Origin of the sequence: Streptomyces sp. NBC_01463 (assembly GCA_036227345.1) — a bacterium.
Taxonomy (GTDB): Bacteria; Actinomycetota; Actinomycetes; order Streptomycetales; family Streptomycetaceae; genus Streptomyces.
Genome location: CP109468.1, coordinates 1,521,268 through 1,544,244 on the forward strand (window position 1 = coordinate 1,521,268; position 22,977 = coordinate 1,544,244).

22 protein-coding genes are annotated in these 22,977 nt (G+C 72.8%); 10 read left to right on the plus strand and 12 right to left on the minus strand.

The annotated features are described in order from the left end of the window. Positions 1-50 precede the first annotated feature (50 nt). From OG521_06565 to OG521_06585, 5 genes are read left to right on the plus strand one after another with little or no spacing between them, the layout of a single operon-like run. On the plus strand, positions 51-1,625 hold the full coding sequence (locus tag OG521_06565) for an ABC transporter substrate-binding protein (protein WUW20474.1): 1,575 nt from the start codon (positions 51-53) through the stop codon (positions 1,623-1,625). Further along, complete coding sequence (locus tag OG521_06570) at positions 1,625-2,614, plus strand: ABC transporter permease (GenBank protein ID WUW20475.1); 990 nt, start codon at positions 1,625-1,627, stop codon at positions 2,612-2,614. Before OG521_06565 ends, OG521_06570 begins: the two co-directional genes overlap by 1 nt. Next, positions 2,611-3,516, plus strand: coding sequence for an ABC transporter permease (locus OG521_06575; GenBank protein ID WUW20476.1), 906 nt, complete (start codon positions 2,611-2,613; stop codon positions 3,514-3,516). Before OG521_06570 ends, OG521_06575 begins: the two co-directional genes overlap by 4 nt. After that, complete coding sequence (locus OG521_06580; GenBank protein WUW20477.1) at positions 3,513-4,340, plus strand: ABC transporter ATP-binding protein; 828 nt, start codon at positions 3,513-3,515, stop codon at positions 4,338-4,340. The genes OG521_06575 and OG521_06580 overlap by 4 nt, the downstream gene beginning before the upstream one ends. Further along, positions 4,337-5,155 (plus strand): ATP-binding cassette domain-containing protein, encoded by an 819-nt coding sequence (locus tag OG521_06585; GenBank protein WUW20478.1) that lies wholly within the window; start codon positions 4,337-4,339, stop codon positions 5,153-5,155. The genes OG521_06580 and OG521_06585 overlap by 4 nt, the downstream gene beginning before the upstream one ends. A 59-nt stretch (positions 5,156-5,214) precedes the next feature. Here the strand turns inward: OG521_06585 and OG521_06590 are convergent, their stop codons facing one another. Next, complete coding sequence (locus OG521_06590; GenBank protein ID WUW20479.1) at positions 5,215-6,177, minus strand: ROK family protein; 963 nt, start codon at positions 6,175-6,177, stop codon at positions 5,215-5,217. 41 nt (positions 6,178-6,218) lie between these two features. On the opposite strand from OG521_06590, the gene OG521_06595 reads away from it, so the two are divergent. Genes OG521_06595 through OG521_06605 form a run of 3 tightly spaced genes read left to right on the plus strand, consistent with a single transcriptional unit; the run spans position 6,219 to position 8,598 of the window. After that, entirely contained in the window at positions 6,219-7,034 is an 816-nt protein-coding gene (locus OG521_06595) for a creatininase family protein (protein ID WUW20480.1), read from the plus strand. 35 nt (positions 7,035-7,069) lie between these two features. Next, complete coding sequence (locus tag OG521_06600) at positions 7,070-8,197, plus strand: isomerase (protein ID WUW20481.1); 1,128 nt, start codon at positions 7,070-7,072, stop codon at positions 8,195-8,197. Continuing rightward, positions 8,194-8,598 (plus strand): Rid family hydrolase, encoded by a 405-nt coding sequence (locus OG521_06605; protein WUW20482.1) that lies wholly within the window; start codon positions 8,194-8,196, stop codon positions 8,596-8,598. The genes OG521_06600 and OG521_06605 overlap by 4 nt, the downstream gene beginning before the upstream one ends. Positions 8,599-8,658: 60 nt before the next feature. Here the strand turns inward: OG521_06605 and OG521_06610 are convergent, their stop codons facing one another. Both OG521_06610 and OG521_06615 read right to left on the minus strand, forming a co-directional pair. Continuing rightward, positions 8,659-8,889 (minus strand): hypothetical protein, encoded by a 231-nt coding sequence (locus OG521_06610; protein ID WUW20483.1) that lies wholly within the window; start codon positions 8,887-8,889, stop codon positions 8,659-8,661. 62 nt (positions 8,890-8,951) lie between these two features. Continuing rightward, the gene (locus OG521_06615; GenBank protein ID WUW20484.1) at positions 8,952-10,469 is read right to left on the minus strand and encodes a dienelactone hydrolase family protein; all 1,518 of its coding nucleotides are present in this window, start codon (positions 10,467-10,469) and stop codon (positions 8,952-8,954) included. Between the two features lie 94 nt (positions 10,470-10,563). Here OG521_06615 and OG521_06620 point away from each other — a divergent pair, with 94 nt between their 5' ends. After that, positions 10,564-11,508 (plus strand): MerR family transcriptional regulator, encoded by a 945-nt coding sequence (locus OG521_06620; protein WUW20485.1) that lies wholly within the window; start codon positions 10,564-10,566, stop codon positions 11,506-11,508. Between the two features lie 84 nt (positions 11,509-11,592). Here the strand turns inward: OG521_06620 and OG521_06625 are convergent, their stop codons facing one another. From OG521_06625 to OG521_06660, 8 genes are all read right to left on the minus strand, one after another. Continuing rightward, positions 11,593-11,832: a LapA family protein gene (locus tag OG521_06625; protein WUW20486.1), complete on the minus strand. Its 240-nt coding sequence runs from the start codon at positions 11,830-11,832 to the stop codon at positions 11,593-11,595. A 123-nt stretch (positions 11,833-11,955) separates the two neighbouring features. Continuing rightward, positions 11,956-13,782 (minus strand): CocE/NonD family hydrolase, encoded by a 1,827-nt coding sequence (locus OG521_06630; protein WUW20487.1) that lies wholly within the window; start codon positions 13,780-13,782, stop codon positions 11,956-11,958. A gap of 164 nt (positions 13,783-13,946) precedes the next feature. Next, on the minus strand, positions 13,947-14,891 hold the full coding sequence (locus tag OG521_06635; GenBank protein ID WUW20488.1) for an LD-carboxypeptidase: 945 nt from the start codon (positions 14,889-14,891) through the stop codon (positions 13,947-13,949). Beyond that, positions 14,888-16,873 (minus strand): prolyl oligopeptidase family serine peptidase, encoded by a 1,986-nt coding sequence (locus tag OG521_06640; protein WUW20489.1) that lies wholly within the window; start codon positions 16,871-16,873, stop codon positions 14,888-14,890. Before OG521_06640 ends, OG521_06635 begins: the two co-directional genes overlap by 4 nt. A 21-nt stretch (positions 16,874-16,894) precedes the next feature. Beyond that, positions 16,895-18,244 (minus strand): M20/M25/M40 family metallo-hydrolase, encoded by a 1,350-nt coding sequence (locus tag OG521_06645; protein WUW20490.1) that lies wholly within the window; start codon positions 18,242-18,244, stop codon positions 16,895-16,897. Next, positions 18,237-19,070 carry a M55 family metallopeptidase gene (locus OG521_06650; GenBank protein ID WUW20491.1) on the minus strand — a complete coding sequence of 278 codons (834 nt, stop codon included), beginning with the start codon at positions 19,068-19,070 and terminating at the stop codon, positions 18,237-18,239. The genes OG521_06645 and OG521_06650 overlap by 8 nt, the downstream gene beginning before the upstream one ends. Before the next feature lie 106 nt (positions 19,071-19,176). After that, positions 19,177-20,103 carry a ketopantoate reductase family protein gene (locus OG521_06655; protein ID WUW20492.1) on the minus strand — a complete coding sequence of 309 codons (927 nt, stop codon included), beginning with the start codon at positions 20,101-20,103 and terminating at the stop codon, positions 19,177-19,179. Between the two features lie 21 nt (positions 20,104-20,124). Beyond that, positions 20,125-21,126, minus strand: a complete 1,002-nt coding sequence (locus tag OG521_06660) for an aldo/keto reductase (GenBank protein WUW26590.1) — start codon at positions 21,124-21,126, stop codon at positions 20,125-20,127. 139 nt (positions 21,127-21,265) lie between these two features. Here OG521_06660 and OG521_06665 point away from each other — a divergent pair, with 139 nt between their 5' ends. Continuing rightward, positions 21,266-22,156, plus strand: coding sequence for a LysR family transcriptional regulator (locus OG521_06665; GenBank protein ID WUW20493.1), 891 nt, complete (start codon positions 21,266-21,268; stop codon positions 22,154-22,156). A 62-nt stretch (positions 22,157-22,218) separates the two neighbouring features. Here OG521_06665 and OG521_06670 read toward each other — a convergent pair whose 3' ends face one another. Continuing rightward, positions 22,219-22,938 carry a class I SAM-dependent methyltransferase gene (locus OG521_06670; GenBank protein ID WUW20494.1) on the minus strand — a complete coding sequence of 240 codons (720 nt, stop codon included), beginning with the start codon at positions 22,936-22,938 and terminating at the stop codon, positions 22,219-22,221. Positions 22,939-22,977 lie beyond the last annotated feature (39 nt).

The following is a 22,977-nucleotide window of genomic DNA, read 5'->3' on the forward strand; positions in this document are numbered from 1 at the left end:
CCTACCTTACCCGAACTGCATTCCATTCACCGGAACGAGCGTGTTGTCCAATGGAACGAATATGTGAAGGGGGAGGCGGCCCGCGCGTCGGGTACTCCCGCCGTTCGGCCCTGCGCCTGGGTGGCCTCGCGGTGCCCGCCCTCGCCGCCCCGGCCCTGCTGACCGGGTGCGGAGCCCCGTCGGCGGCCTCCGCCGGCAACGTACTGCGGGTCTCCCAGACCGGGGATCCCAAGACGATGGACCCGCACAAACAGGGCGACATGACGTCGATGAACGCCCTGATCAACATGTTCGACACGCTCACCACGCGGGGCCGCGACAACTCCCTCCAGCCGCGGATCGCCCTGTCCTGGAAGGCCGTCGAGCCGAAGGTGTGGCGGTTCGAACTGCGCCGCGGCGTCACCTTCCACAACGGCGAGCCGTGCGATGCCGAGGCGGTCCGGTTCAGCATCGAGCGGCTGCTCGACCCCGCCACCAAGTCGCCCATCGTGGAGCTGCGTTACGTCGAGTCGGTCAGCGTCGTCGACCGGTACACGGTGGACGTCCGCACCTCGGTGCACGACCCGATCCTGCCCGCGAAACTGTCCCTGTTCGGCGGCGTGGTGGTGCCTCCGCGCTATCTGGCGAAGGTCGGGGACGAGGGCTTCGCCGCGCACCCGGTGGGCACCGGCCCGTTCACGTTCCGGCGCTGGCAGCGCGACCACGAACTGCGCCTCGCCGCCTACGACCACCACTGGCAGGGCCGCCCGCACGTCGACGAGCTCGTCTTCGTGCCCGCCCCCAACTCCTCGTCCGCGCTGGCCGCTTTGCAGAGCGGCGGTGTCGACATCGTGGCGGGCATGACCCCGGACGCCGCCGAGCAGCTGGCCGGATACCCGGGCGTGCGGATCGACCACCACACCGGTATCCGCACCTCGTACCTGTCCCTCGACACCCTGACCGAAGGGCCGTTGCGCGACCGGCGGGTACGGCAGGCGCTCAACCACGCCGTCGACGTGCCACTGCTCATCAAGGCGGTGCTCGGCGGCAACGCCACCGAGGTCCCGGCGATGATCCCGCGCGGCGCCTTCGGATTCGACGCCTCCGTGAAGCCGTATCAGCGTTCGCTCGCCAAGGCCCGCGCGCTCCTTGCCGACGCCGGACATCCCGACGGCATCACCACGTCGATCACCGCGTCCAACCTGGACGCGAACGTCGCCGAGGCGATCTCGGGCCTGCTGGCCCGGGCCGGTATCCGCGCCAAGGTGAACCTGCTCGACCCGGGCACGTACTCCCAGCGCCTGACCTCTTCCAACCACGGTGCGCTCGGCCCGATGTACCTGGCCGCGTCCACCGTCTGGACCATGGACGGCGAGAGCATGCTCCAGTCGAACGTGCGCAGCGACCGGCGGCAGAGCCGCTGGCACCACAAGCGCGCCGACCAGCTCGTGGACCGCGAGGAGCTGTCGGTGGACCCGGCCGTGCGCCGCCGCGCCTTCTCCGAGCTCCAGCAACTGATCAAGGACGAGGCGCCGTTCGTGCCCCTCTACCAGATCGACAACATCTACGTGCACAACACCCGGCCGAGCTGGACACCCGGCGCGGCAGGAGTGCTGGACATGGCGAGCGCGAAGGTGGCCCTGTGATGAGCCGGACCCTGACCGCCCCCGCCGCGCCCGCCACCTCCGTCACCGGTCCCGGCCGTGCCTGGACCGTGCTGCGGCCCGCCGCCGCGCGGCTGGGCACCGCGCTGCTGGTCCTGCTGTGCACGGCGACCGTCGCATTCTTCCTGGTCCGCCTGTCCGGCGACCCGGTGAAGGTGATGCTGCCGCCGGACGCCACCGCCCAGCAGGAGACGGTGCTCCGGCACAGCCTCGGCCTGGACCGGCCGCTCGTCACGCAGTACCTGGACTACCTGTGGGGCCTGCCGCGCTTCGACTTCGGCAACTCCCTCTTCTACAACCAGCCGGTCCGCTCGGTCCTCGCCGACCGCATCCCGGCCACCCTGCTGCTCGCGGCCGGCGCCCTCGTGGTGACGCTGGTGATCGCGCTGCCCGCGGGCACGATCGCGGCGATGCGCCGCGGCAAGGCCGCGGACCGCGGTGTCATCACCGCCGTGCTGATCGGCCAGTCGACGCCCGCCTTCTGGGTGGGCATCCTGCTCATCCTGGTGTTCGCCGTGGGTCTGCACGCGCTCCCGGCCTCCGGTTACGGCACGTTCGCCCACCTCGTCCTGCCGTCGATCACACTGGCCGTCTACTCGGTCGCCGTCGTCGCGCGGCTGCTGCGGTCCTCATTGATCGATGTGCTCGGCTCCGACCACATCCGCACGGCCCGCGCCCGCGGTCTCGGCCCGGTGCGCACGGTGCTGCGGCACGGCCTGCGCAACGCGTCGCTGCCCGTGGTGACGGTCGTCGGTCTGGAGGTCGGCAGCCTGCTCGGCGGCGCGATCCTCACCGAGCAGGTCTTCTCCTGGCCGGGCGTCGGCCAGCTGACCGTGCAGGCCATCGCCAACCGCGACTTCCCCCTGGTACAGGGCACCGTGCTGCTGTTCGCCGCCACGTTCGTCGCGGTGAACCTGCTCGTGGACCTGTCCTACGGCCTCCTCGACCCGAGGGTGAGGAACTCCCGATGACCATCACCACCGCCCCCGCGGCCACCGCCGCAACCGCCCCCGCACCGTCCCAGCCGTCCGTGCTGCGCTCGCTGCTGCGCAACCGGCTGGCCGCGATCGCACTCCTCTTCCTCCTGCTGATCATCGTGTGCGCCCTGTTCGCGCCCCTGATCGCTCCCGCCGACCCGGCCGCCCAGAACCTCCTCGGCCGGCTCCAGCCCCCCGCCTGGCAGTCCGGCGGCAGTGCGGACCACCTCCTGGGCACCGACCAGCTCGGCCGCGACCTGCTCTCCCGGGTGGTCTACGGCACCCGGGTCTCGCTGCTCGTCGGCGCCGGGGCGGCCCTGCTCGCCGGGGTCATCGGGACGATCGCGGGCCTGGCCTCCGGGTACCTCGGCGGCTGGACCGACCGCGTCGTCATGCGGGTCGCGGACGTCCAGCTCGCCTTTCCCGCGATCCTGCTGGCGCTCGCCGTCGTCGGCTTCGTCGGCTCGGGACTCGGCTACGTCATCCTCGTGATCGGCATCACCGGCTGGGTGTCGTACGCCCGAGTGGTGCGCTCCGAGGTGCTGTCGCTGCGCACCCGCGACTTCATCACCGAGGCCCGAGCGATCGGCGTCGGCGACATGGCGATCATGCGCAGGCACCTGCTGCCCAACGTGATGGCCCCGCTGGCCACGATCGGCACCCTGCACATCGCGTCGGCCATCGTCGCCGAGGCGTCCCTGAGCTATCTGGGCCTCGGCGTCCCGAAGGAGACGGTGACCTGGGGCGGCATGCTCTCCGACGGGCAGCTCTACCTCGGCACGTCCTGGTGGATCGCCGTCTTCCCCGGCATCGCGCTCATGCTCACCTCGCTGTCCATCAACATCCTGGGCGACGCGCTGCGCGACGTCGCGGACCCGAAGGCGTACCGCCGATGACCGACTCCGCACAGACCCCTCCGTCCGTACCCGTCCTCGAATTCCGGGACCTGCGCGTCGACTTCGCCCTCGCCGCCTCGACCGTGCACGCGGTGCGCGGGGTGAGCTTCGCGGTGCACGCCGGCGAGACCCTCGCCGTCGTCGGCGAGTCCGGCAGCGGCAAGTCGGCCACCGCGCTGTCCGCGCTGCGCCTCAACCCCGAGCCTCCGTGCGTGTACGCCGGCGGGCAGGTACTGCTCGACGGCGGCGACGTACTCGCCCTGCGCGAGAAGGAGTTGCGCAAGGTCCGCGGGGGGCAGATCTCCATGGTCTTCCAGGACCCGATGACCAGCCTCGACCCCTTGCAGCGGGTGGGCGACCAGGTGTCCGAGGTGCTTCGGCTGCACGGCGGCCACTCCCGCGCCGAGGCCCGCCGGGCGGCGCTGACCGCACTGGACGAGGTCGGCATCCCCGACCCGGAACGGCGCTACGGCCAGTACCCGCACGAGCTGTCCGGCGGCCTGCGCCAGCGCGTCATGATCGCCTCCGCGCTCGTGGCCCGGCCCCGCGTCCTGATCGCCGACGAACCCACCACGGCCCTGGACGTGACCGTGCAGCGGCAGATCCTGGAGCTCCTGGTGGGCCTCCAGCGACGCCACGGCATGGCCGTCCTGCTGATCACCCACGACCTGGGCGTCGTCGCCGAGACCGCCGACCGGGTCGTCGTCATGCGGCACGGCGAGGTCGTCGAGACCGGCGGTGTCGAGCAGGTCTTCACCCGCCCCGCAGCCCCGTACACCCGCGATCTGCTGGCCGCCACTCCCCGACTGGAGCCCGTCGCATGACCACGAAACCGCTGCTGGAGATCGACGGCCTGCGCAAGGAGTTCCCCGGCCGCCCGCCGAGCGTCGCCGTCGACGACGTCTCCCTGTCCGTGATGGAGGGCGAGACCTTCGCCCTGGTCGGCGAGTCCGGCTGCGGCAAGACCACACTGACCCGGCTGCTGCTGCGGCTGCTCGAACCCACCGCGGGCAGCGTCCGGTTCGACGGCACCGACCTGCTGGCCCTGAAGGGCGCCGAACTGCGGCCGCTGCGCCGGCAGATGCAGGTCGTGCTCCAGGACCCTTACTCCAGCATGAACCCACGGCTGCGGATCGCCGACATCGTCGGGGAGCCGCTCGTCACCCACGAGGAGTGGGCGCGCGGGCGGCGCGGCCGGGCGAAGGTGCGGGAGCGGGCCGGCGAACTGCTGGACTCCGTCGGTCTGGACGAGAGCATCCTGGACCGGTATCCGCACGAGTTCTCCGGCGGGCAGCGCCAGCGCATCTCCATCGCACGGGCCCTGGCCCTGGAGCCGCGGCTGGTCGTGCTCGACGAGCCGACGAGCGCGCTCGACGTGTCCGTGCAGGCCCGCGTCCTCGACCTGCTCGCAGAGCTCCAGGACCGGCTCGGCCTGACCTACTTCTTCATCTCGCACAACCTGGCCGTCGTCCGCCGGATCGCCGACCGGGTGGCCGTGATGCGCCAGGGCCGCATCGTCGAGTCGGGCACCGCCGACCAGGTGTTCACCGCGCCCGAGGACCCGTACACCCGGCGGCTGCTGGACGCCGTGCCGGTGCCGGACCCCGGCCGCCGGATCCTGGGGAGCGTCCCGGCATGAGCGCGGTGCGAGCGTGCCTGCCAGGCGTCGCCGAGCAGACGGGACTCCCGAAACACGCCCTAGGGCCGGGGCCCCGACAGGACCAGGCCCGCCGCTCCCAGCAGCGCGCCGGTGTCCGCCGGCTCGCCGAGGACCACGGTGGGGACCTCGCCGCCGCCGAGCACATCGGCGCGCAGCCGGGACTCGACCAGGGCCCGGAACGGCTCACCGCCGTCCAGTGCCTCACCGTGCAGCACGAACAGTCCGCACGCGAAGAGCTGCTGGACGGTGGCCAGGCCGAGCACCAGGTTCTCCGCGTACCGCGCGACGAGACCGGCGGCGGCCGGGGTGCCTGCAGCCGTCAGGGCCGCGAGCGTCGCCGCCTCGGGGGCGAAGCCCTGTTCGGCGGCGCGCTCGCGCAGCCAGCGGGTCGTCGCCACGGTCTTCCAGCAGCCGCGCCGGCCGCAGGTGCAGAGCTCGCCGCTCGCGGTGACCGTCATATGGGCGCCGCTGCGGCCACCAGCCGGGGCCAGCACCTCACCCTCGTACAGGATGCCGACGCCGAGCACCTCACCGGTCGCGACGGAGGCGAACGAGCGACGGCCGCGTCCCGCGCCGAACCAGCGGTCGCCGAGCACCTGCACCCGGGCCCGGTGCTCGATCCGCACGGGCGCACCGGCCAGCTCCGCGAGCCGGTCGGCGACCGGGTAGCCGCGCAGCGCCGGGGCGTCGTTCACCTCGATGATCCGGCCCGCCACCGGGTCCACCACACCGGCCGCGGCCACACCGACGCCGAGCAGGTCCTGGCCGGCGAACACCGCGGCCGCCTCCCGCAGCGCCGCGTCGACGGCGGCCGGGTCGGCGCTGCCCGCGTCGAAGCGGGCCTGCGTCCGCTCACGGACGGCTCCGGCGCGGGTGAGCAGCGCGGCACGCACCAGTCCGGGCAGCACCTCGACGGCGCCCAGCACACCGACGCCCCGCCCGGCCGGCTCGTCCGGCTGCGGATCGGGTACCAACCGCAAAGGAATACGTTCATGCGCCATGCGCCGACTCTGTCATGCCCCCGGACCGGGGAGACAGCGGCATGACCCACCGCAATCTGACCGAGGCCACCTGGCGCGAGACGCGGGCCGCGGCCGCCGGCTCGATCGCCGTGCTGCCGATCGGTTCGCAGGAGCAGCACGCCGAGCACCTGCCGATGGGCACGGACACGATGCTCGCCGACGCCGTCGTCTCCCGGGCCCTGGCCCTGCTGGAGGAGCGGGCCGCCGCCGGTGAGGACGTGCCCGGCCTCGTCCGGCTGCCGACGCTGCCGTACGGGCACAGCCCGCACCATCTGTTCGCCGCGGCGCTGACCCTGTCCGCGCCGGTCCTCGGCATGGTCCTGGACGAGCTCCTGGACTCGCTGGCCGCCTGTGGCTACCGCCGGGTGCTCGTCGTCAACGGGCACGGCGGCAACGACGAGATCATGCGGCTCGCGGTCAAGCGGTTCGCTCTGCGCGCCGAGGTGACGGCGGCCGCTTGCTCGTACTGGACGCTCACGGACACCGGTGAGCCCGGGGCCGACGCCGAGGCGGACGCGGCGGACGAGCGGCATGCCGAGCTGGTGCCCGGGCACGCCGGCTGGTTCGAGACCTCGCTGATGCTGGCCGCGCAGCCGGCCCTGGTACGCACCGAGCGGGCCCGGCACGCACCGGTCGAGCCGCCGCCCCTGTTCGACAAGCCGCCGTATCCCGGGCTGACCGTGGAGCGGCACGGCGAGTGGGAGCGGGTGGGCGGCGCCACCGACGACGCTGCCGGCGCCGACGCAGCGCACGGTGAGCGCCTGCTCGACCGGCGCGCCCGGGGCCTCGCCCGCGCCGTCCTGGCCTTCGACGCCGCGTCGCGCCCCCTCGCGTGACCGTCCCCCCAGATTTCACACGTAAGGAACCGTTCATGAAGATCACCGAGGTCGACGTCCACGTCGTCAATCTGCCGCTGGTCAACCCCTTCACCAGCTCCTTCGAGACGAAGACCGGGGAGACGCGCACCGTGGTGCGTATCAGGACGGACTCCGGGGTGGAGGGCTGGGGCGAGACGATGTGGGGTCGGCCGGTCGCCGCGATCGTGCGTGACCTCGCCGAGGACCTGATCGGCACCAGCCCGTTCGCCCTGGAGTCCTTCCACCGCCGCCACCACATGGTGCCGTTCTTCTACGGGTACCTCGGTTACGCCGCCCTGGCCGCGATCGATGTCGCCTGCTGGGACGCCATGGGCAAGGCCACCGGGCAGTCGGTGACCGATCTGCTGGGTGGCCCGGTCCGCGACGAGGTGCCGCTGACCGCGCTGATCACCCGCGCCGACGCACCGGGTGCCGCCGCGGGCGACCTGCCGGGGGCGCTCGCCGAGCACACCGTGCGGGTGGTGGCCGAGGGCGGGTTCACCGCCGTGAAGCTCAAGGGCACCAAGGACGTCCAGGGCGACGTCGCGATCCTGCGGGCGGTACGGACCGCGCTGCCCGAGGTGAATCTGCGCGTCGACCCGAACGCCGCCTGGTCGGTGCCGGACTCGATACGTGCCGGCATCGCCCTGGAGGAGCTGGACCTGGAGTACCTGGAGGACCCGTGCGTGGGGATCGAGGGGATGAGCCAGGTCCGCCAGAAGGTACGTATCCCGCTGTGCACCAATATGTGTGTGGTCCGCTTCGAGGATTTCGCGCCCGCGATGCGCCTCAACGCGGTCGACGTGATCCACGGTGACGTCTACAAGTGGGGCGGCATCGCGGCGACGAAGGCGCTGGCCGCGCACTGCGAGACGTTCGGCCTCGGCATGAACCTGCACAGCGGCGGCGAGCTGGGCATCGCGACCGCCGCACACCTCGCGGTCGTCGCCAGCACCCCGGTGCTGTCGCGTGCCATCGACTCCATGTACTACCTGCACGCGGACGACATCATCGAGCCGCTCACCCTGGCGGGCGGCAGCCTGCGGGTGCCGGACGGACCGGGTCTCGGCGTCACCGTCGACGAGGACAAGCTCCGCCACTACGCGGAGGTCAACGCACGCGAAGGAGACCTGACCAAGTGACGACGGACCACCTCCGCCCCGGACGCCGCGCCGTCACGACGGCCGGCGCGCCCGCGCCGATCGGCGGGTACAGCCAGGGCATCGCGGCGGGTCCGTACCTCTTCACCTCCGGGTTCGGCCCGCAGGACCCGGTCACGGGCGCGCTGGGCGACACCATCGAGGAGCAGACCCGCCAGGTCCTCGCGAACGTGAGCGCCCTGCTCGCCACGGACGGGCTGACGCTCGACGACGTGGTGAAGGCGACCGTCCATCTCCAGGACGTGCACCGTGACTTCGCGGGCTTCGATCAGGTCTACCGGGAACACTTCGGTGACCCGCGCCCGGTGCGCACCACGGTGGGCTCCGAGCTGATGGGCATCCTGGTGGAGATCGACGTGGTGGCGCTGCGCCGGAATCCCTGATCCGGGTACCCGTACGTGGGCCGGACCGTCGTCGGACGGTCCGGCCCACGTATGCGTCCCTCAGCCACGCCAGTCGCCCGCGAACCAGGCCCGCAGGCGCGGCCGGTCCGCGCAGGCCGTGAACCGGTCGGCCGCCAGGTGATCGCTGTACCGCACCCGCGCCGCCTCCCGCTCGCACTGTGCGGGAGTGACGGGCTGCCCCAGGTACCAGCCGGCGGCGAACACGGCGGCCAGGACGGCGGCGGCCGCCAGACGGCGCCGGGTGCGGGGTGCGGGTCTCGTCATACGCATGACCAACGAGCCTACGGGCAGGGCCCGGTGACCGCGGGACCGCCTCGGTCACCGGTGCGCGCTCAGCCCGTCAGGTGTCCCAGCACCGAGCGCATCGCGCGGCGCACGGCCTCGCGTGACTCCTCCGTCCGGTCGAGGGCGTCGAAGGTGTGACGGCCGTTCGGTACATCGATCACCTCGGCGTCCGCCCCGTACTTCGTGGCCGCGGTCAGGAACTCCTCGACCGTGGCCGCGATCCCGGGCATCTCGCGCCCCACCCGGGTGATGACCAGCGGCAGCGTGCCCGCTCCCGCCACCGCCTCCTCCGGGCGGAACCTGGCGTCCACCGGTCCCCAGGCGGGGAGCGGGACCAGGACCGGGTAGGAGGCCGCCAGGCAGCGCAGCCAGGCCGGGGGCTCCCGCAGCCAGTGCGCCGCCAGCAGGCCGCCGCCCGAGAAGAACCAGAGCGCGATCCGGTCCGGGTCCACCCGTGGATCGGCCCGGACCAGCTCCACCGCCGCGGCCACGTCGGCGGCGGCCCGCGGATAGCCGGCCATGTCGTGCAGCCGGTGATCGAGTGTCACACCGACCGCCCCCTCCGAGGCCGCGTACCGGGCGTACCCCTGGAGGAGCGGCCAGTCCCGCGGGGTCGGCTCGACCCCGGCGGGCACCGGTCCGCCGTGCACGAACACCACGGCCGGCCGGGGGCCGTCGGCGCCCGGCAGACAGAGGTCGACGTTCCCGTGCCGCTCGGACGGGAGTTGCGGCACGTCCAGCACGAACGGCCGCAGGTGGGTGGGCGGTTCGGCGGAGCCGGGCGGCACGAGGTGGTGTCCCTCGCCCGCGGCGGCCCGCAGCAGTACGTCGGCGAGCTCGGCCGGAAGGGACAGCATCGGCCAGTGTCCGGTGGGGAGATCGAAGAACGACACCAGGGGGCCTGCCAGCGGAACCAGAGCCGGGTCACCGAAGTCGACCCGCTGCTGGACCATCGCGATGCTCGAACCGTTCGCGTCGCACAGCACCCCGGTGACGGGCAGTGCGCCGACCGCCCCGGTCAGCCGCAGCGGCTGGAGGAGGGTGCCCAGGGGTTGCGGGGAGGCCAGGCCGGTGAGCCGGTCCAGCGCCGCTTCGGGGATGCCCGCGGTGCTGCCCCAGCGCTGCCACGCGTCGCGGGCCGGAGGATCCAGGTCCCCGCCAGCGCCTTCCGCACCGGCCCGGGCGACCAGTTCCTCGCGCAGGGCCGGGTCCGGCACGGTGGCCAGGGCCGGCACCCCGTCCTGGCCCGGGCCCGTGTCCACGCAGACGATCCGGCCGATGCGCTCCGCGCGCCGGTCGGCGGCGCCCAGCACCGGGTAGGTGCCGTAGCCGTGGGCGACCAGGACGATTCCCCCGTCCCGGCCGGGCCCGGCGCCCACCGAGTCGATCACCGCGAGCACGTCCTCGATGTGCGTCTCCAGGCCGACGGCGTCGCCCGGGCGCCCGTCGAGACCGGCCAGGTTCACCGTGTGCACCCCGGCGCCCGCCGAGACCAGGTGTGCGGCGGTCTCCTCCCACACGTGTGCACCGGTGAACATCCCTGCCACCAGGACGAATTCGGTCATGGTCCGCTCCTCCGCGATCCGTGGTCGGCGGACCGGTCACACGCTCCGGCCGCCCTCGCCGGTACGGTAGAAGCTCCCCCGGAGGGAGGTTCAAGTGTTCCTGTCGCACGACGGACTGTGCAGCATCGGCGAGCTCGCGGAGCGCGCCGGCCTCACCGTCAAGACCGTCCGTTTCTACTCCGACCGGGGCCTGCTGCCGGAGGCCGCCCGCAGCGCGGGCGGACACCGCCGCTACGGCCCCGACGCGCTCGGCCGGCTGCGCCTTCTCCGCTCCCTGCGCGCTCTCGGCCTGCCGGTGCGCGAGGTGCGGCGCGTCCTGGACGAGGAGGACGCGGCGGACCGCGTGCTGGAGGACGCCGTCGCGGGGCAGCTGCGCGAAGTGGGCTCGGAGCTCGCGGCCCTGCGCTGGCGGGAGGCCGGGCTGCGGCTGGTGCTGGAGTGCCCGCCCGGGGACCGGGCCGACCGGTTGCGCCTGATCGGGGCGGTGGGCGCCCCGCCGGACACCGCTGCGCTGGCCCGGTTCTGGCGGGCCTGGCTGCCGCCGCGGATGCCGGCCCGGGCGACGGCCGCGTTCCTGGAGGCGGCGGTGCCCCAGCCGCCCGGCGACCCGGCACCGGCCCAGGTGCTGGCCTTCGCCCGGCTGTACGCGCTCGTGACCCAGCCGTGCACGGGCTCCGGACCGTGCCAGCCCGAGGCGCACAAGGCCCCGGGGTCCCGCGGTCCCGCCGTGCTGTACGCGGGCCTCGCCCAGGCCTACGAACTGGCGGGCGCCCCGTTGCGCCAGGGCTTGGAGCCGGTTCCCGGCGAGGAGCTGGACAGCTTCGTGGACGCGTACGCGAGCGCGTACGGCGGCCGTGACACCCCCGGCTTCCGCCGGCTGCTGGCCGGCCAGCTCGCCGACGATCCGCGGATCGACCGGTACTGGGAACTGGTCACCGAGGTGATCACCCCGCCCGGCGGCCGGCCCGAGCCGACGCCGGGCTCCGCACACGACTGGCTGTTCGCGGCGCTGGAGGCGCAGACCGCCGAAGCGGCCTGAGCCTCGAAGAGGCCCAGGCCGAACGGACGAAACGACAGGGCGGCCGATCCCGCTCTCACACGGTTCCGGGAGGCGCCGGGCAGGTCACTTGGTCCGCCTGCGGAAGACGTACGCTCCGCACGCCATCCCGGCCAGGAACATCACGATCAGCCACACGTAGAGCGGCGCGGTCACGAGCGGGACGATGAGGCGGACCTCGACCTCGTCGGTGTTCTCGGCGATGAACACGATCGACAGGACCGCGATGACGAGGACCAGGATGCGGGCCGGTGTGAACGCGCCCGAACTGCCCCTGCCACCGCTCGACACATCCTTCGGGCTCATGAAGCGGCCCCTTCCCTCGACCGGGTGCACCACTGCCCCCGGAGCCCCAGGATGGCTCCATCCGGGGGCCGGGGGGCGGTGCTGTACCGCCATTCGGGTGACGGCCCGGGGGGGTGTGCCGCGTCAGTCGGCCGTACCGCCGACCACCGGCAGCTCCAGCACTCCGGTGTCCTCGGGTGCGCTCACGACCGTGACCGGCTTGATGCCGCGGTTGCCGAAGTAGGCGGTGTCGCTGGCGGCGATCACGAATTCGAGCCGGTGCCCCGTCTCGTACCGGTGGACGATGCCGGGCAGCTGCACGGTGAAGGGCCGGGTCACGTCGGGCACCCTGACCGGTGAGACGAGCCGGTTCACCAGCGTCCTGGAGCCGTCCGGCGCCACGTCGTACACCTTGGCGAACAGCACGAGCTTGTCGGCGGCGTCGCCGCTGTTCTGCACGCGCTCGGTCTTCGGCGAGACGACCTTCAGGGTGGCCTTCGGGGCGCCGACGACGTCGACGGCCGAGGTCAGGGGGTCGCTGCTCCAGCCGAGGTAGGTGCCCTTCGTGTCGTACGGCTTGGGGTCGGGCAGTCCGATGAGACCCGCGAGGGAGCTCTCCGAATGACTGGTGGGCACCAGCCAGTTGGTGTACTGGCGGCTGCCGCGGGCCACCTTGGCGCGGTTGTCGACGAGCTTGCCGTCGCCGGAGAGGTACATCTTCCTGGTCGGGCCGGGCACGGCGGCCGCGGTGCCGTAGCCGCTCTGCCAGTCGCGGTAGTAGGCGAACTCGGGGCCGGTGTCGGTCCTCGTCTCGTGGCGGAGGTAGCGGTCGAACCAGGCGAGGATGCGCCCGCCGACGTAGCTGCTCTCCAGATTGCCCTGGGCCAGGTCGAGTTCGCCCTCCGCCTGGCCGCCGCTGTGGCCCCAGGCCTGCCAGATCATCTTGGCGGTGGTGCCCTGCTCCTTGAGCGTCCGGTACGTGGCCGTCGCCTCGTTGAGGTTGAACAGGCTGTCGGCCTGCCCCTGGATCAGGAGGGTCGGCGCCTTGACGCGCTTCAGATAGGAGACGGGCGAGACGCTGCGCGCGTAGTCGAGCATCGCGGCCGACTTGTCGTCGGGGTAGCGGCCGGAGTTGAGCAGCCGGATGGTGTCGCAGGCCTGCGGGGCGAAGTGGAGGCAGGTGAGGCTGCCGAAGCGGGACGGGTCGAGGCTGGGGCTGAGGATCGTCTGCCCCTCCCCCATCAGGTAGAAGCCGTTGGTCCACTGCCACTTGAAGACGCCCGGGGTGTCCGACGAGACACCCGTGGCCGGGCCGGCGTTGTTGGGGGCCAGCGCGTAGGCGAGGTCGTTCCAGGTGATGAGCGGGACGAGGGCGTCGACGCGGGGGTCGACGGCCGCGGTGGCCATCTGGATGGCTCCGCCGTACGAGCCGCCGATCATGCCGACCGTGGGGTCACCGGGGGCGTCCTGGGTGACGAAGTCGGCCTTCGTGCCGTCGTCGGCTGCGCGGGTCCCGCCGAGGAAGTCGACGAGGGCGGCGGCCGCCCTGCCGTCGGTCTGCGGGTCGTCGAGGCTGATGAGACAGCCGGACTTGCCGAAACCCAGGCCGGAGTAGACGAGTCCGGCGTAGCCGCGCGAGGCGAACGCCTTGCCGATGCCGTCGGTCGAGCCGTCGGACTTGCTGCCGCCGAAGCCGTTGGTGGCGAGGACGGCGGGGACCGGATGCGCGGCGTCGGCCCCGGCCGGGCGGTAGAGGTCGGCGTCCACGGTGCAGGACCGCCCGCCCGCCGACACGGTGAACTTCAGTGCGGTGACGGTGTATTCGGACGCCGCGGCCGCTGTTCCCGCCTGGGCGGTGCCGGCGAGTGCGAGGGGCGCGGCGAGCGCGGCTCCGGCGACGAGGGCGAGCGGTTTGCGGGACAGTGACTTCGACCGGGAACGGAAGCGGGAACCGGAGACAGCACGCGACACGAGGACCTCCACACCGAGGACACCTTACCGACCGGTAAGTATTGGGCCGCGCTCATGCTGTGACACAGGTCATGGCGATGTCAACGCTCGGGACAGCGTTTCCTGAGAGTTGTTCAGCTTCTTCGCATCACGGCCCGGCCCCGGCCGCGCCGCCGGCCGCGCGCTCAGACCAGCGCGGGCCCCTCGACCGTGAGCGTGGCCGGTCCGCCGTCCGCCGGAGCGTCCAGCAAGGCGGGCACGCCGAGCGGAATCGTCAGCCCGGTGGGCCCGTGCCCGAAGCCGAGCTCCTCGACGACCGGAACGCCCAACGGCCCCAGCCGGTCGGCGAGTACGGCCCGCACCTCCGCGTACGGCTCGCACCCCGCCCAGGAGCCGCAGGCCACACCGGTCACGCCGGCCAGGGCCCCGGCCCGCAGCAACTGGGTGAAGATGCGGTCGAGCCGGTACGGGTCCTCGGTGGTGTCCTCGATGACCAGCAGCCCGCCGCGGGCCGGTGTCCGGGCGTGCGGGGTGCCCAGGTCGGCGGCGAGCAGACTCACGCAGCCGCCGTAGGTGACACCGCGCGCCCGGCCCGGCACCAGGGCCCGCGCGTCCTCGAGACCCAGCGTCAGCACCGTCTCCGGCTCGAACAGCGTGGCCCGCAGCGACTCCTGGGTCCGCGGGTCCTTCTGGAAGGTCTCCGTCGCCACCATGGGACCGTGCAGGGTGGCGAGCCCCGTCCGCAGGGCGAACGCCTCGTGGAGCACGGTGATGTCGCTGTAGCCGACGAACACCTTGGGACCGGCGGCGCGCATCGCCGCCCAGTCCACCAGGTCGACCATGCGGTGCGCCCCGTATCCGCCGCGCGCGCAGATCACCGCGTCGACGGAGGGATCGCACCAGGCGTCCTGGAGGTCGCGGGCCCGCACGGCGTCCGCGCCCGCGAGGTAGTCCAGCTCCGGGTGCACGTCCAGCACGTGCGGCATGACGACCGGTTCGAGACCCCACTCGCGCAGGAGGCCGAGACCGGGCTCCAGCCGTTCGGCGGGCACGGGCCCGCTCGGCGAGACGACGGCGACCCTGGCGCCCGCGCGCAGCCGGGCGGGACGGGTCAGGGGGGCGAGGGTCACTTCTCCAGCTCCAGCCGCGGCACGTCGGTCCGGTCGATGCCGAAGGTCTGCGCGTACAGGGAGAGTTCGGCCTCCAGCGCACTGATCATGGTCTCGGCGCGCCGGAAACCGTGCCCCTCGCCCGGGTAGGTGAGGTAGGCGTGCGGGATGCCGCGTCCCTCGACGGCGGCCAGGAACCGTTCGCACTGCACGGGCGGGCAGATCGGGTCGTCCTCGCCCTGGAGGAGCAGGAAGGGTGTGGTGAGCCGGTCGGTGCGGCTGATCGGCGACCGCTCGCGGTAGCGGTCGGGGACCTCGGCGAGCGGGCCGACGAGCGACTCCAGGTACTGGGATTCGAAGTCGTGGGTCTCGTCGGTGCCCCAGCCGGTCAGGTCGAGGATGGGGTAGATGATCGTGCCGCAGGCGTAGACGTCCGTGCCGGTCAGGGAGGCGGCGGTGGTCCATCCGCCGGCGCTGCCGCCCCGGACGGCGAGCCGGTCCGGGTCGGCGGTGCCCTCGGCGGCGAGCGCCCCGGCGACGGCGGCGCAGTCCTCGACGTCGACGATGCCCCACTGTTCGCGCAGCCGGTTGCGGTAGGAACGGCCGTAGCCGGTGGAGCCGCCGTAGTTGACCTCGGCGACGCCGATGCCGCGCGAGGTGAAGTAGGCGATCTCCAGGTCGAGTACGAGCGCGGCGTGACCGGTCGGCCCGCCGTGGGCCCACACCACGTAGGGCGGCAGCTCACCTTCCGGGCCGGTGCGGTCGGGGCTGTGCGGCGGGTAGACCTGGGCGTGGATCTCGCGGCCGCCGGGTCCGGTGAAGGTACGGACGACGGGCTCGGGGTAGTACGCCGGGTCGACCGCGTCCTCGTGGGGTGCGCCGATGATGCGGCTGTGCCCGGTCGCCGTGTCCAGCTCCACGATCTCGTACGCGCTGCGCGGGCCGGCCGCGATCCCGATGACCCGGCTGCCCTGCACGGCGAGGGTCTCGGCCCATTCGGTCCAGGGGCCTGCGATGTCGACGAGGTCGCCCGTCTCCGGGTCGAGGACGCCGAGTGTGGTGGACCCCTTGCCGTGGAGCGCGGCGATCAGGCCGTTCTCCAGCGGGCGGAACCAGTTGAGGCCGATCTTCCACAGCGGCCCCGCGAACTCCTCGTCGCGCGGGCAGAGTTCGACGGTGGAGCCGTTCGGATCGGCGCGGTAGAGGTTCCACCACCCGCTGCGGTCACTGGCGAACAGCAGCTGGCCGTCCGCGGTCCAGTGGATCTGCGGTACGGATTCCTCCGGGCCGCCCACGAAGGTGCGGGCGTCGTGGAAGGTGCCGTCGTCGCCGATACCGGCGAGCATCACCTCGGTGCCGTCCCACGGCATGCGGGGGTGGTCCCAGGCGATCCAGGCCGCGTGCCGCCCGTCCGGCGAGACCTCGGGGCCGGTGACGAACCGGTGCCGGTCGTCGGAGAGTTCGCGTACCGCCGACCGGTCGCCGGCCGCCGATCCGTCCAGCGGCACGGCGGCGATCACCCGGCGCAGCTCGGTGGGCGCCTCGCCGGTGAACTCCTCAAGGACGCACCAGACCTCGCCCGCCGCGCCCCGGTCCGGGTGCAGCCGCGGGTCGGCCCAGCGCAGTCCCCCACCGACGGCGGAGACGGGGGTGAGCGGCCACGGTGCGCGCGGGCCGTCGGGCTCGTACGCGTACAGCCGCTGGTCGTCGAAGTGGACGAAGACGATCAGCGGCCCGCCCTCGGCGCGTTCGGTGCCGGCCCAGGGCCGGCCGCCGTACTCGATGACGCGGCTGCGGGCGTTCCACGGGGCGGGCAGCGCCGTGGTGGTCCCGTCGGCCAGCCGGCGGACGAGGGCGCGGCGGCCGGCCTCGGCCGGGCGCGGCTCCGTCCACCACAGCTCGTCGCCGACCGCTCCGACGTACTCGGGGCGGCCGTCGCGGGAGGCGGCGAGCGCGGCGTCGATCGGCGACGGCCAGCTTCCGTAGGCCGCTGTGGATTCCATGATGAGTTTCCCCCGAGTGGTTCAGGCGGTGCGCAGGTAGTGGTCCAGGACCCGGACACCGAAGTGCAGGGCCTCGACGGGGACGCGTTCGTCCACGCCGTGGAAGAGGGCCTGGTAGTCGAAGCCGACGGGCAGCTTCAGCGGCGAGAAGCCGTATCCGGTGATGCCGAGCCGGGAGAACTGCTTGGCGTCGGTACCGCCCGACATGCTGTAGGGCACGACATGCCCGTCCGGGTCGAACCGCTCGACGGCGGCGCGCAGTTTGGCGTACGTCGGCGAGTCGACCGGTGCCTGGAGCGGCACCTCGCGGTGGTGGAACTCCCAGTCGACGGAGGGGCCGGTGAGCCGGTCCAGGGTGGCGCGGAACTCGTCCTCGCCACCGGGCACCATCCGGCCGTCGATGTAGGCGGTGGCGTGGCCCGGGATCACGTTGACCTTGTAACCGGCGTCCAGCATCGTCGGGTTGGAGCTGTTGCGGACGGTCGGCGCGACGAGCTCGGCGGCCGGTCCGATCTTGCCGAGGAGTTCGTCCACGTCGAAGCCGGGGGCGTCGAGGTCGGGGTGGATGCCGTGCAGTGCGGCGATCTCGGTGAGTGCGGCGCGGACCGTCGGAGTGAGGCGCACCGGCCACTCGTGCTCACCGATCCGGGCGACGGCGGCGGCCAGTGCGCTGACCGCGTTCGCGTGGTTGACCTTGGAGCCGTGGCCCGCCTTGCCGTGGGCGGTGAGCTTGAGCCAGCCGGTGCCGCGCTCGCCGGCCGCGATGGGGTAGAGCGGCATGGCCGGCCCGGCGTGGAAGGTGAAGGCGCCCGACTCGCTGATGCCCTCCGTACACCCCTCGAAGAGGGCCGCGTGCTGATCGGCGAGGAAGCCGGAGCCGTCGTCGGCGCTGGCCTCCTCGTCGGCGGTGTAGGCGATCACGATGTCGCGGCGGGGGCGGATACCGGCCCTGGCCCAGAACCGGACGACGGACAGGACCATCGCGTCCATGTTCTTCATGTCGATGGCACCGCGGCCCCAGACGACTCCGTCGCGCACCTCGCCCGAGAAGGGGTGCACGGTCCAGTCGTCCGCCTCGGCGGGCACCACGTCCAGGTGACCGTGGACCAGGAGCGCGTCGGCGGCCGGGTCGGTGCCCGGGATGCGGGCGACCACGTTGGTGCGGCCGGGGGTGCGTTCCAGCAGCGTCGGTTCGAGCCCGGCGGCGGCGAGCCGCTCGGCGACGTACTCGGCGGCCGGGCGTTCGCGGCAGTCGCCGCCGCCCCGGTTGGTGGTGTCGATGCGGATCAGTTCGGAGGTGAACGTCACCGATTCGTCGAGCGCGAGGTCATCGACGCCGTCGCCGTCCTGGGGGGTGCTCGCCTCAGCCATACTGCTCCTCCACGGCGGACGACACGATGGTCGTCACCGCCTTGAACGTGCGGATACCTTCGTACATCGTCGCGCTCGTGTACGCGACACGCCTCTCGCCGGAGGGCGCCACGCCGGGCACGACCGTTGCCGCCGCGGCCAGGTGCTCGGCGTCGAACTCCAGCTCCACGGTGAACGGGCCGCCGTCGACGGGCGTGTACCGCCCGGCGAGCGCGACCGCCTCCTTGGCCGCCGCACGGATGTCGGCGGCGGTACGGGCCGGGGTGCGGCAGACCGCCGCGTAGCGCGACACATAGTCCTTCACGGCGACCGTGCGGGCGTCGGGGGCGTACCCCTTGGCGTCCACGCAGGTCAGATCGTCGCCGGTGACGAGGACGACGGGGACGCCGTACTCGGCGGCCACATGGGCGTTGAGGAGTCCCTCGCTGGCCCTGGTCCCGTTCAGCCAGACCCCGGTGATGGAGTTGGCCAGATAGGTGTGGGCCAGGACGCCCTCCGTGCCGGCGCCGGTGTGGTAGCCGACGAAGGCCACGGCGTCGACGTCACCGTGCTGGATGCCCTCCACCATGCTCAGCGACTTGTGCTTGCCGGTGAGCATCTGGACCCGGTCGTCGAGCCGCTCCAGCAGCAGGTTGCGCATGGTCCAGTGGGCCTCGTTGATCAGCACCTCGTCGGCGCCGCCGTCGTAGAAGCCGAGGGCGGCCGCGTTGACGTCCGAGGTGAACAGGGAGCGGCACCGCTCCCACTGTGGCGTGCCGGGAAGCACGTCCGCCGGCCAGGTCACACCGGTGGCGCCTTCCATGTCGGCGCTGACGAGGATCTTCATGCGGCCACACGGTACGCGCCGATGAACGCGCAGGCCAGGGCCGCCGAGACCTCCAGAGGTCCAATCCACTGAAGGCCGCGGCTCCTGGCGTACGGCCCCGCAAGTCTCAGGCGGCGGAGGCGGTGCGGTGGCCGTGGACGCGCAGGTTCAGCGTGACGAGATCGAGCAGCGGCGTGTCGACGGACAGGAGCCGCGCCCGGTCCACCAGGTCACCGAAGACGTGCTCGACCTCGGTCGGGGCGCCCTGGCTCACATCGCGGAACAGCGAGGCGGTGAGCGCCGAGCCCTCCGTGGTGAGCATCGCGGACACACCGGCGAGTTCCTTCTCCCGCACGGGGTGGCCGGCGGCCGCCGCGACGGCGGCGCACTCGGCCAGCAGGGCGGTGACGAAGCCGCGCCCGCCGGGTACGGCCACGACGTCGCCGGTGGTGCCGCGCATCAGGCACGTCAGCCCGGCCAGGGTGCTGATGAGCACCCACTTGCTCCACATGGCCGAGATGATGTCCTTGGGCAGCTGGGTGTCGATGCCCGCGTCGGTGAGGACGGCGGCGATCTCCTCGACCCGTGCGGAGCTCCCGCCCTGCTGCTCGCCGATCGCCAGCGCGGCGAGCGGGGCGAGGCGGACGATGTCGCCCTCGGCGTTCAGCGTGCTCATGATCTTGGCGACGCCGCCCAGGACCGCCTCGTCGCCGAACCGCTCGTTGAGCCGTGCCAGGTGCGCCATGCCGTTGAGGAGGGGCACGATCGCGGTCCCCGGTCCGACGGCCGGCGCGATGTCGTCGAGAGCCGGCTCCAGGGCCGTGGACTTCACCGAGAGGAGCACCAGGTCGTAGGGGCCGGAGAGTTGGTCAGCGGTGACGAGCCGCGGGGTGACGGTCTCGGTCTCCCCGACCCCGGTGAGGCGCAGGCCGCGCTCCCGGAGGGCGGCGGCGCGGCCCGGCCGGACCAGGAAGGTGACGTCCCTGCCCGCCTGCGCGAGACGGGCTCCGAAGTAGCCACCGGTGGCTCCTGCCCCTACGACCAGAATCTTCATGTACGTGCGCCTTCCCTCGCCTCAGCGGCGCTTCGCGCCCTTCAGCAGCTTCTCGATCCTCGCGAGCTCCTTGTCGCTGAAGTCGAGGTTACGGATCGCCTCCACGCTGTTCTCCAGCTGGGTCACGCTGCTCGCCCCGACCACGGCGGAGGTGACCCGGCCGCCGCGCAGCACCCAGGCCAGTGCCAGCTGGGCCAGCGACTGACCGCGCTCGGATGCCAGCTGGTCCAGCTCGCGCAGCCGGCCCACCAGCTCGGGGGTGACCGCGGCGGCCGACAGGAAGGGGCTGCTGCCCGCCGCCCGCGAGCCCTCCGGGATGCCGCGGAGGTAGCGGTCCGAGAGGATGCCCTGCTCCAGCGGCGAGTAGGCGATGGAGCCGACACCCAGCTCGTCCAGGGCCGTCAGCAGACCGTCCTCGACCCAGCGGTCCAGCATCGAGTAGCGCGGCTGGTGGATGAGCAGCGGGGTGCCGAGGTCCTTCAGGATCCGGGCGGCCTCCCGGGTCTGCTCGGCCGAGTAGTTGGAGACGCCCACGTAGAGCGCCTTGCCCTGCTGCACCGCCGAGTGGAGGGCGCCCATCGTCTCCTCGAGCGGGGTCTCCGGGTCGGGCCGGTGGGAGTAGAAGATGTCGACGTAGTCGAGGCCGAGGCGGGTGAGGCTCTGGTCCAGCGAGGACAGGAGGTTCTTGCGCGAGCCCCACTCCCCGTACGGACCGTCCCACATCAGGTAGCCGGCCTTGGTGGAGACGATGATCTCGTCCCGGTGCCGGGCGAAGTCCGTGCCCAGCGCGCGGCCCATCGCCGTCTCGGCGGAGCCGGGCGGCGGGCCGTAGTTGTTCGCCAGGTCGAAGTGCGTGATGCCGAGGTCGAACGCGCGGCGGAGGATCTGCCCCTGCGACTCCGGTGTCCGGTCACCGCCGAAGTTGTGCCACAGGCCGAGCGAGAGGGCGGGCAGCTTCAGACCGCTGCGCCCGGTGCGCCGGTAGGGCATGTCCTGGTAGCGGTCGGCGGACGGGATGTACATGCGGGACTCCACGGGAGGGATCGTTCGTTCCGGTTCACGACGAGGTGCGGGTACGCCGTGCGGGGTCCAGGCTCGCGCAGAACGATCCAGTAGTCCAACAGGAGATTCCGCTTGGATTCAGCGTCTATATTTCTCAATCATGGAGTTGCGCCAGCTGGAACATTTCGTCGCCGTCGCTCAGGAGCAGCATTTCACCCGGGCCGCCGAGCGCGTCGCGGTGTCCCAGTCGGGTCTCTCCGCCTCCGTCCGTGCCCTGGAGCAGGAGCTGCGGACGCCGCTGTTCAGCCGGACCACGCGAAGCGTGCGGCTGACCGAGGCCGGGCGCGCCCTGCTGGTGGAGGCCGAGCGCACGCTGGCGGGCGCGCGGGCGGCCAAGGACGCCGTCGACGCCGTACGGGGGCTGCTGCGCGGCACCCTGTCGGTGGGCGTGGAGCAGTGCGTGGCCGGGGTGAGCCTGCCGCGGCTGCTCGCCGCCTTCCACCGCGCGCACCCGCACATGGAGATCCGGCTCCGCCAGGAGGGCACGACGAATCTGGTGGACGGGGTGGCCGGCGGGCGTCTGGACATCGCCTTCGCGGCGACGGTGTCCTCCGTGGAGTGGCGCGGCGAACTGGTCCCGCTGGCCCGTGAACCGATGGTCCTGCTGTGCGCCCCCGGCCACCGGCTGGCGGCGGCGGACCGGGCGGGCTGGGACGAGCTGCCCGGCGAGGCGTTCATCGACTTCCATCCGGACTTCGGCCCGCGCCGCGCGGCCGACGAGGCGTTCGCGGCGGCGCGGGTGCGCCGCACGGTGGCGCTGGAGGTCAACGACGTGCACAGCCTGCTGGAGCTGGTGCACGAGGGGCTGGGGATCGCGGTGGTGCCGCACCACTTCTCCCGCAAGCCCGAGGCCCGGGGGCTGGTCGCGGTCACGCTCGACGGGGCGGACCAGCCGTACTACGAGAGCGTCATGGTGCTTCCGGCCGCGCAGGCGATGAGTCCGGGAGCGCGGGCGCTGATGGCCCTGGTACGGGACGACTCCGCGCGCTGACGTGCGCCGGGGCGGCACGGCCCCGACGGGGTTCCCCGTCGGGGCCGGCCGGTGTCCTCGGATCAGCCGGCGGCCAGGACGAACCAACGCGCCGGCAGGTCGATCCGGGTTCCGTCGGGCAGGTACTCGGTCTGCGGGAGCACCGTGTCGCCGCTGTCCAGGGTGGCCAGTCCGGCCGCCCGCAGCAGGTCCGGCACCTCCTCATCGGTGGCGCCCGCCGGCTTCAGCCCGTGCTCGAAGACCCGGCGCAGCTTCGCCGGCGGCCCGTCCGGACCCTGCGCGGCCTGCTGGAGCACCGTCTTGGACGACGGGGTCAGCTCCGCGACGAACGCCCGGCCCCGCTGCCCGATCAGCGTCGCCACGGCAGCGGCCACGGCCGGCCGGGCCTCGGGTTCGCTCTGGTGGATCACCGCACGCATGTAGACGTTCACATCGCCGGTCCGCTCGTGCAGGGCGCGCACCGCTGCGCCGTCCACGAGGTCCAGCTGGGCGAACTCGGCGACGCCGTCGGGGTCCGCCCGGCGGGCGTGGCCGATGGCGGCGTGCGAGAGGTCGACGCCGATGGCGCGGGGGAAGCGGGTGGCGAGGTAGCGGGTCTGGGTGCCGTTTCCGCAGCCGAGGTCCACGACGGGCAGTGAGGCGTCGGCGTACGGCAGGAGCCGCTCACTGTGCGGCACGGCGCTCAGCGAGGGGTCGGCGTCCCAGATGGCCTCGCCGGGGGTGTCCGAGGTCGTCGACCAGAACCCCTCCCACGCCTCGCGGTATCCCTGTGACACATCCATGCGCACTCCCGAGTCAGGCCGTCCCGAGGCTTTTCGCCC

Bases quoted from the DNA above. Each gene is read 5' to 3' on its own strand.
- OG521_06565 (WUW20474.1), top strand. From the start codon at position 51: ATGGAACGAATATGTGAAGGGGGAGGCGGCCCGCGCGTCGGGTACTCC.
- OG521_06570 (WUW20475.1), top strand. From the start codon at position 1,625: ATGAGCCGGACCCTGACCGCCCCCGCCGCGCCCGCCACCTCCGTCACC.
- OG521_06575 (WUW20476.1), top strand. From the start codon at position 2,611: ATGACCATCACCACCGCCCCCGCGGCCACCGCCGCAACCGCCCCCGCA.
- OG521_06580 (WUW20477.1), top strand. From the start codon at position 3,513: ATGACCGACTCCGCACAGACCCCTCCGTCCGTACCCGTCCTCGAATTC.
- OG521_06585 (WUW20478.1), top strand. From the start codon at position 4,337: ATGACCACGAAACCGCTGCTGGAGATCGACGGCCTGCGCAAGGAGTTC.
- OG521_06590 (WUW20479.1), bottom strand. From the start codon at position 6,177: ATGGCGCATGAACGTATTCCTTTGCGGTTGGTACCCGATCCGCAGCCG.
- OG521_06595 (WUW20480.1), top strand. From the start codon at position 6,219: ATGACCCACCGCAATCTGACCGAGGCCACCTGGCGCGAGACGCGGGCC.
- OG521_06600 (WUW20481.1), top strand. From the start codon at position 7,070: ATGAAGATCACCGAGGTCGACGTCCACGTCGTCAATCTGCCGCTGGTC.
- OG521_06610 (WUW20483.1), bottom strand. From the start codon at position 8,889: ATGCGTATGACGAGACCCGCACCCCGCACCCGGCGCCGTCTGGCGGCC.
- OG521_06615 (WUW20484.1), bottom strand. From the start codon at position 10,469: ATGACCGAATTCGTCCTGGTGGCAGGGATGTTCACCGGTGCACACGTG.
- OG521_06625 (WUW20486.1), bottom strand. From the start codon at position 11,832: ATGAGCCCGAAGGATGTGTCGAGCGGTGGCAGGGGCAGTTCGGGCGCG.
- OG521_06640 (WUW20489.1), bottom strand. From the start codon at position 16,873: ATGGAATCCACAGCGGCCTACGGAAGCTGGCCGTCGCCGATCGACGCC.
- OG521_06645 (WUW20490.1), bottom strand. From the start codon at position 18,244: ATGGCTGAGGCGAGCACCCCCCAGGACGGCGACGGCGTCGATGACCTC.
- OG521_06650 (WUW20491.1), bottom strand. From the start codon at position 19,070: ATGAAGATCCTCGTCAGCGCCGACATGGAAGGCGCCACCGGTGTGACC.
- OG521_06655 (WUW20492.1), bottom strand. From the start codon at position 20,103: ATGAAGATTCTGGTCGTAGGGGCAGGAGCCACCGGTGGCTACTTCGGA.
- OG521_06660 (WUW26590.1), bottom strand. From the start codon at position 21,126: ATGTACATCCCGTCCGCCGACCGCTACCAGGACATGCCCTACCGGCGC.
- OG521_06665 (WUW20493.1), top strand. From the start codon at position 21,266: ATGGAGTTGCGCCAGCTGGAACATTTCGTCGCCGTCGCTCAGGAGCAG.
- OG521_06670 (WUW20494.1), bottom strand. From the start codon at position 22,938: ATGGATGTGTCACAGGGATACCGCGAGGCGTGGGAGGGGTTCTGGTCG.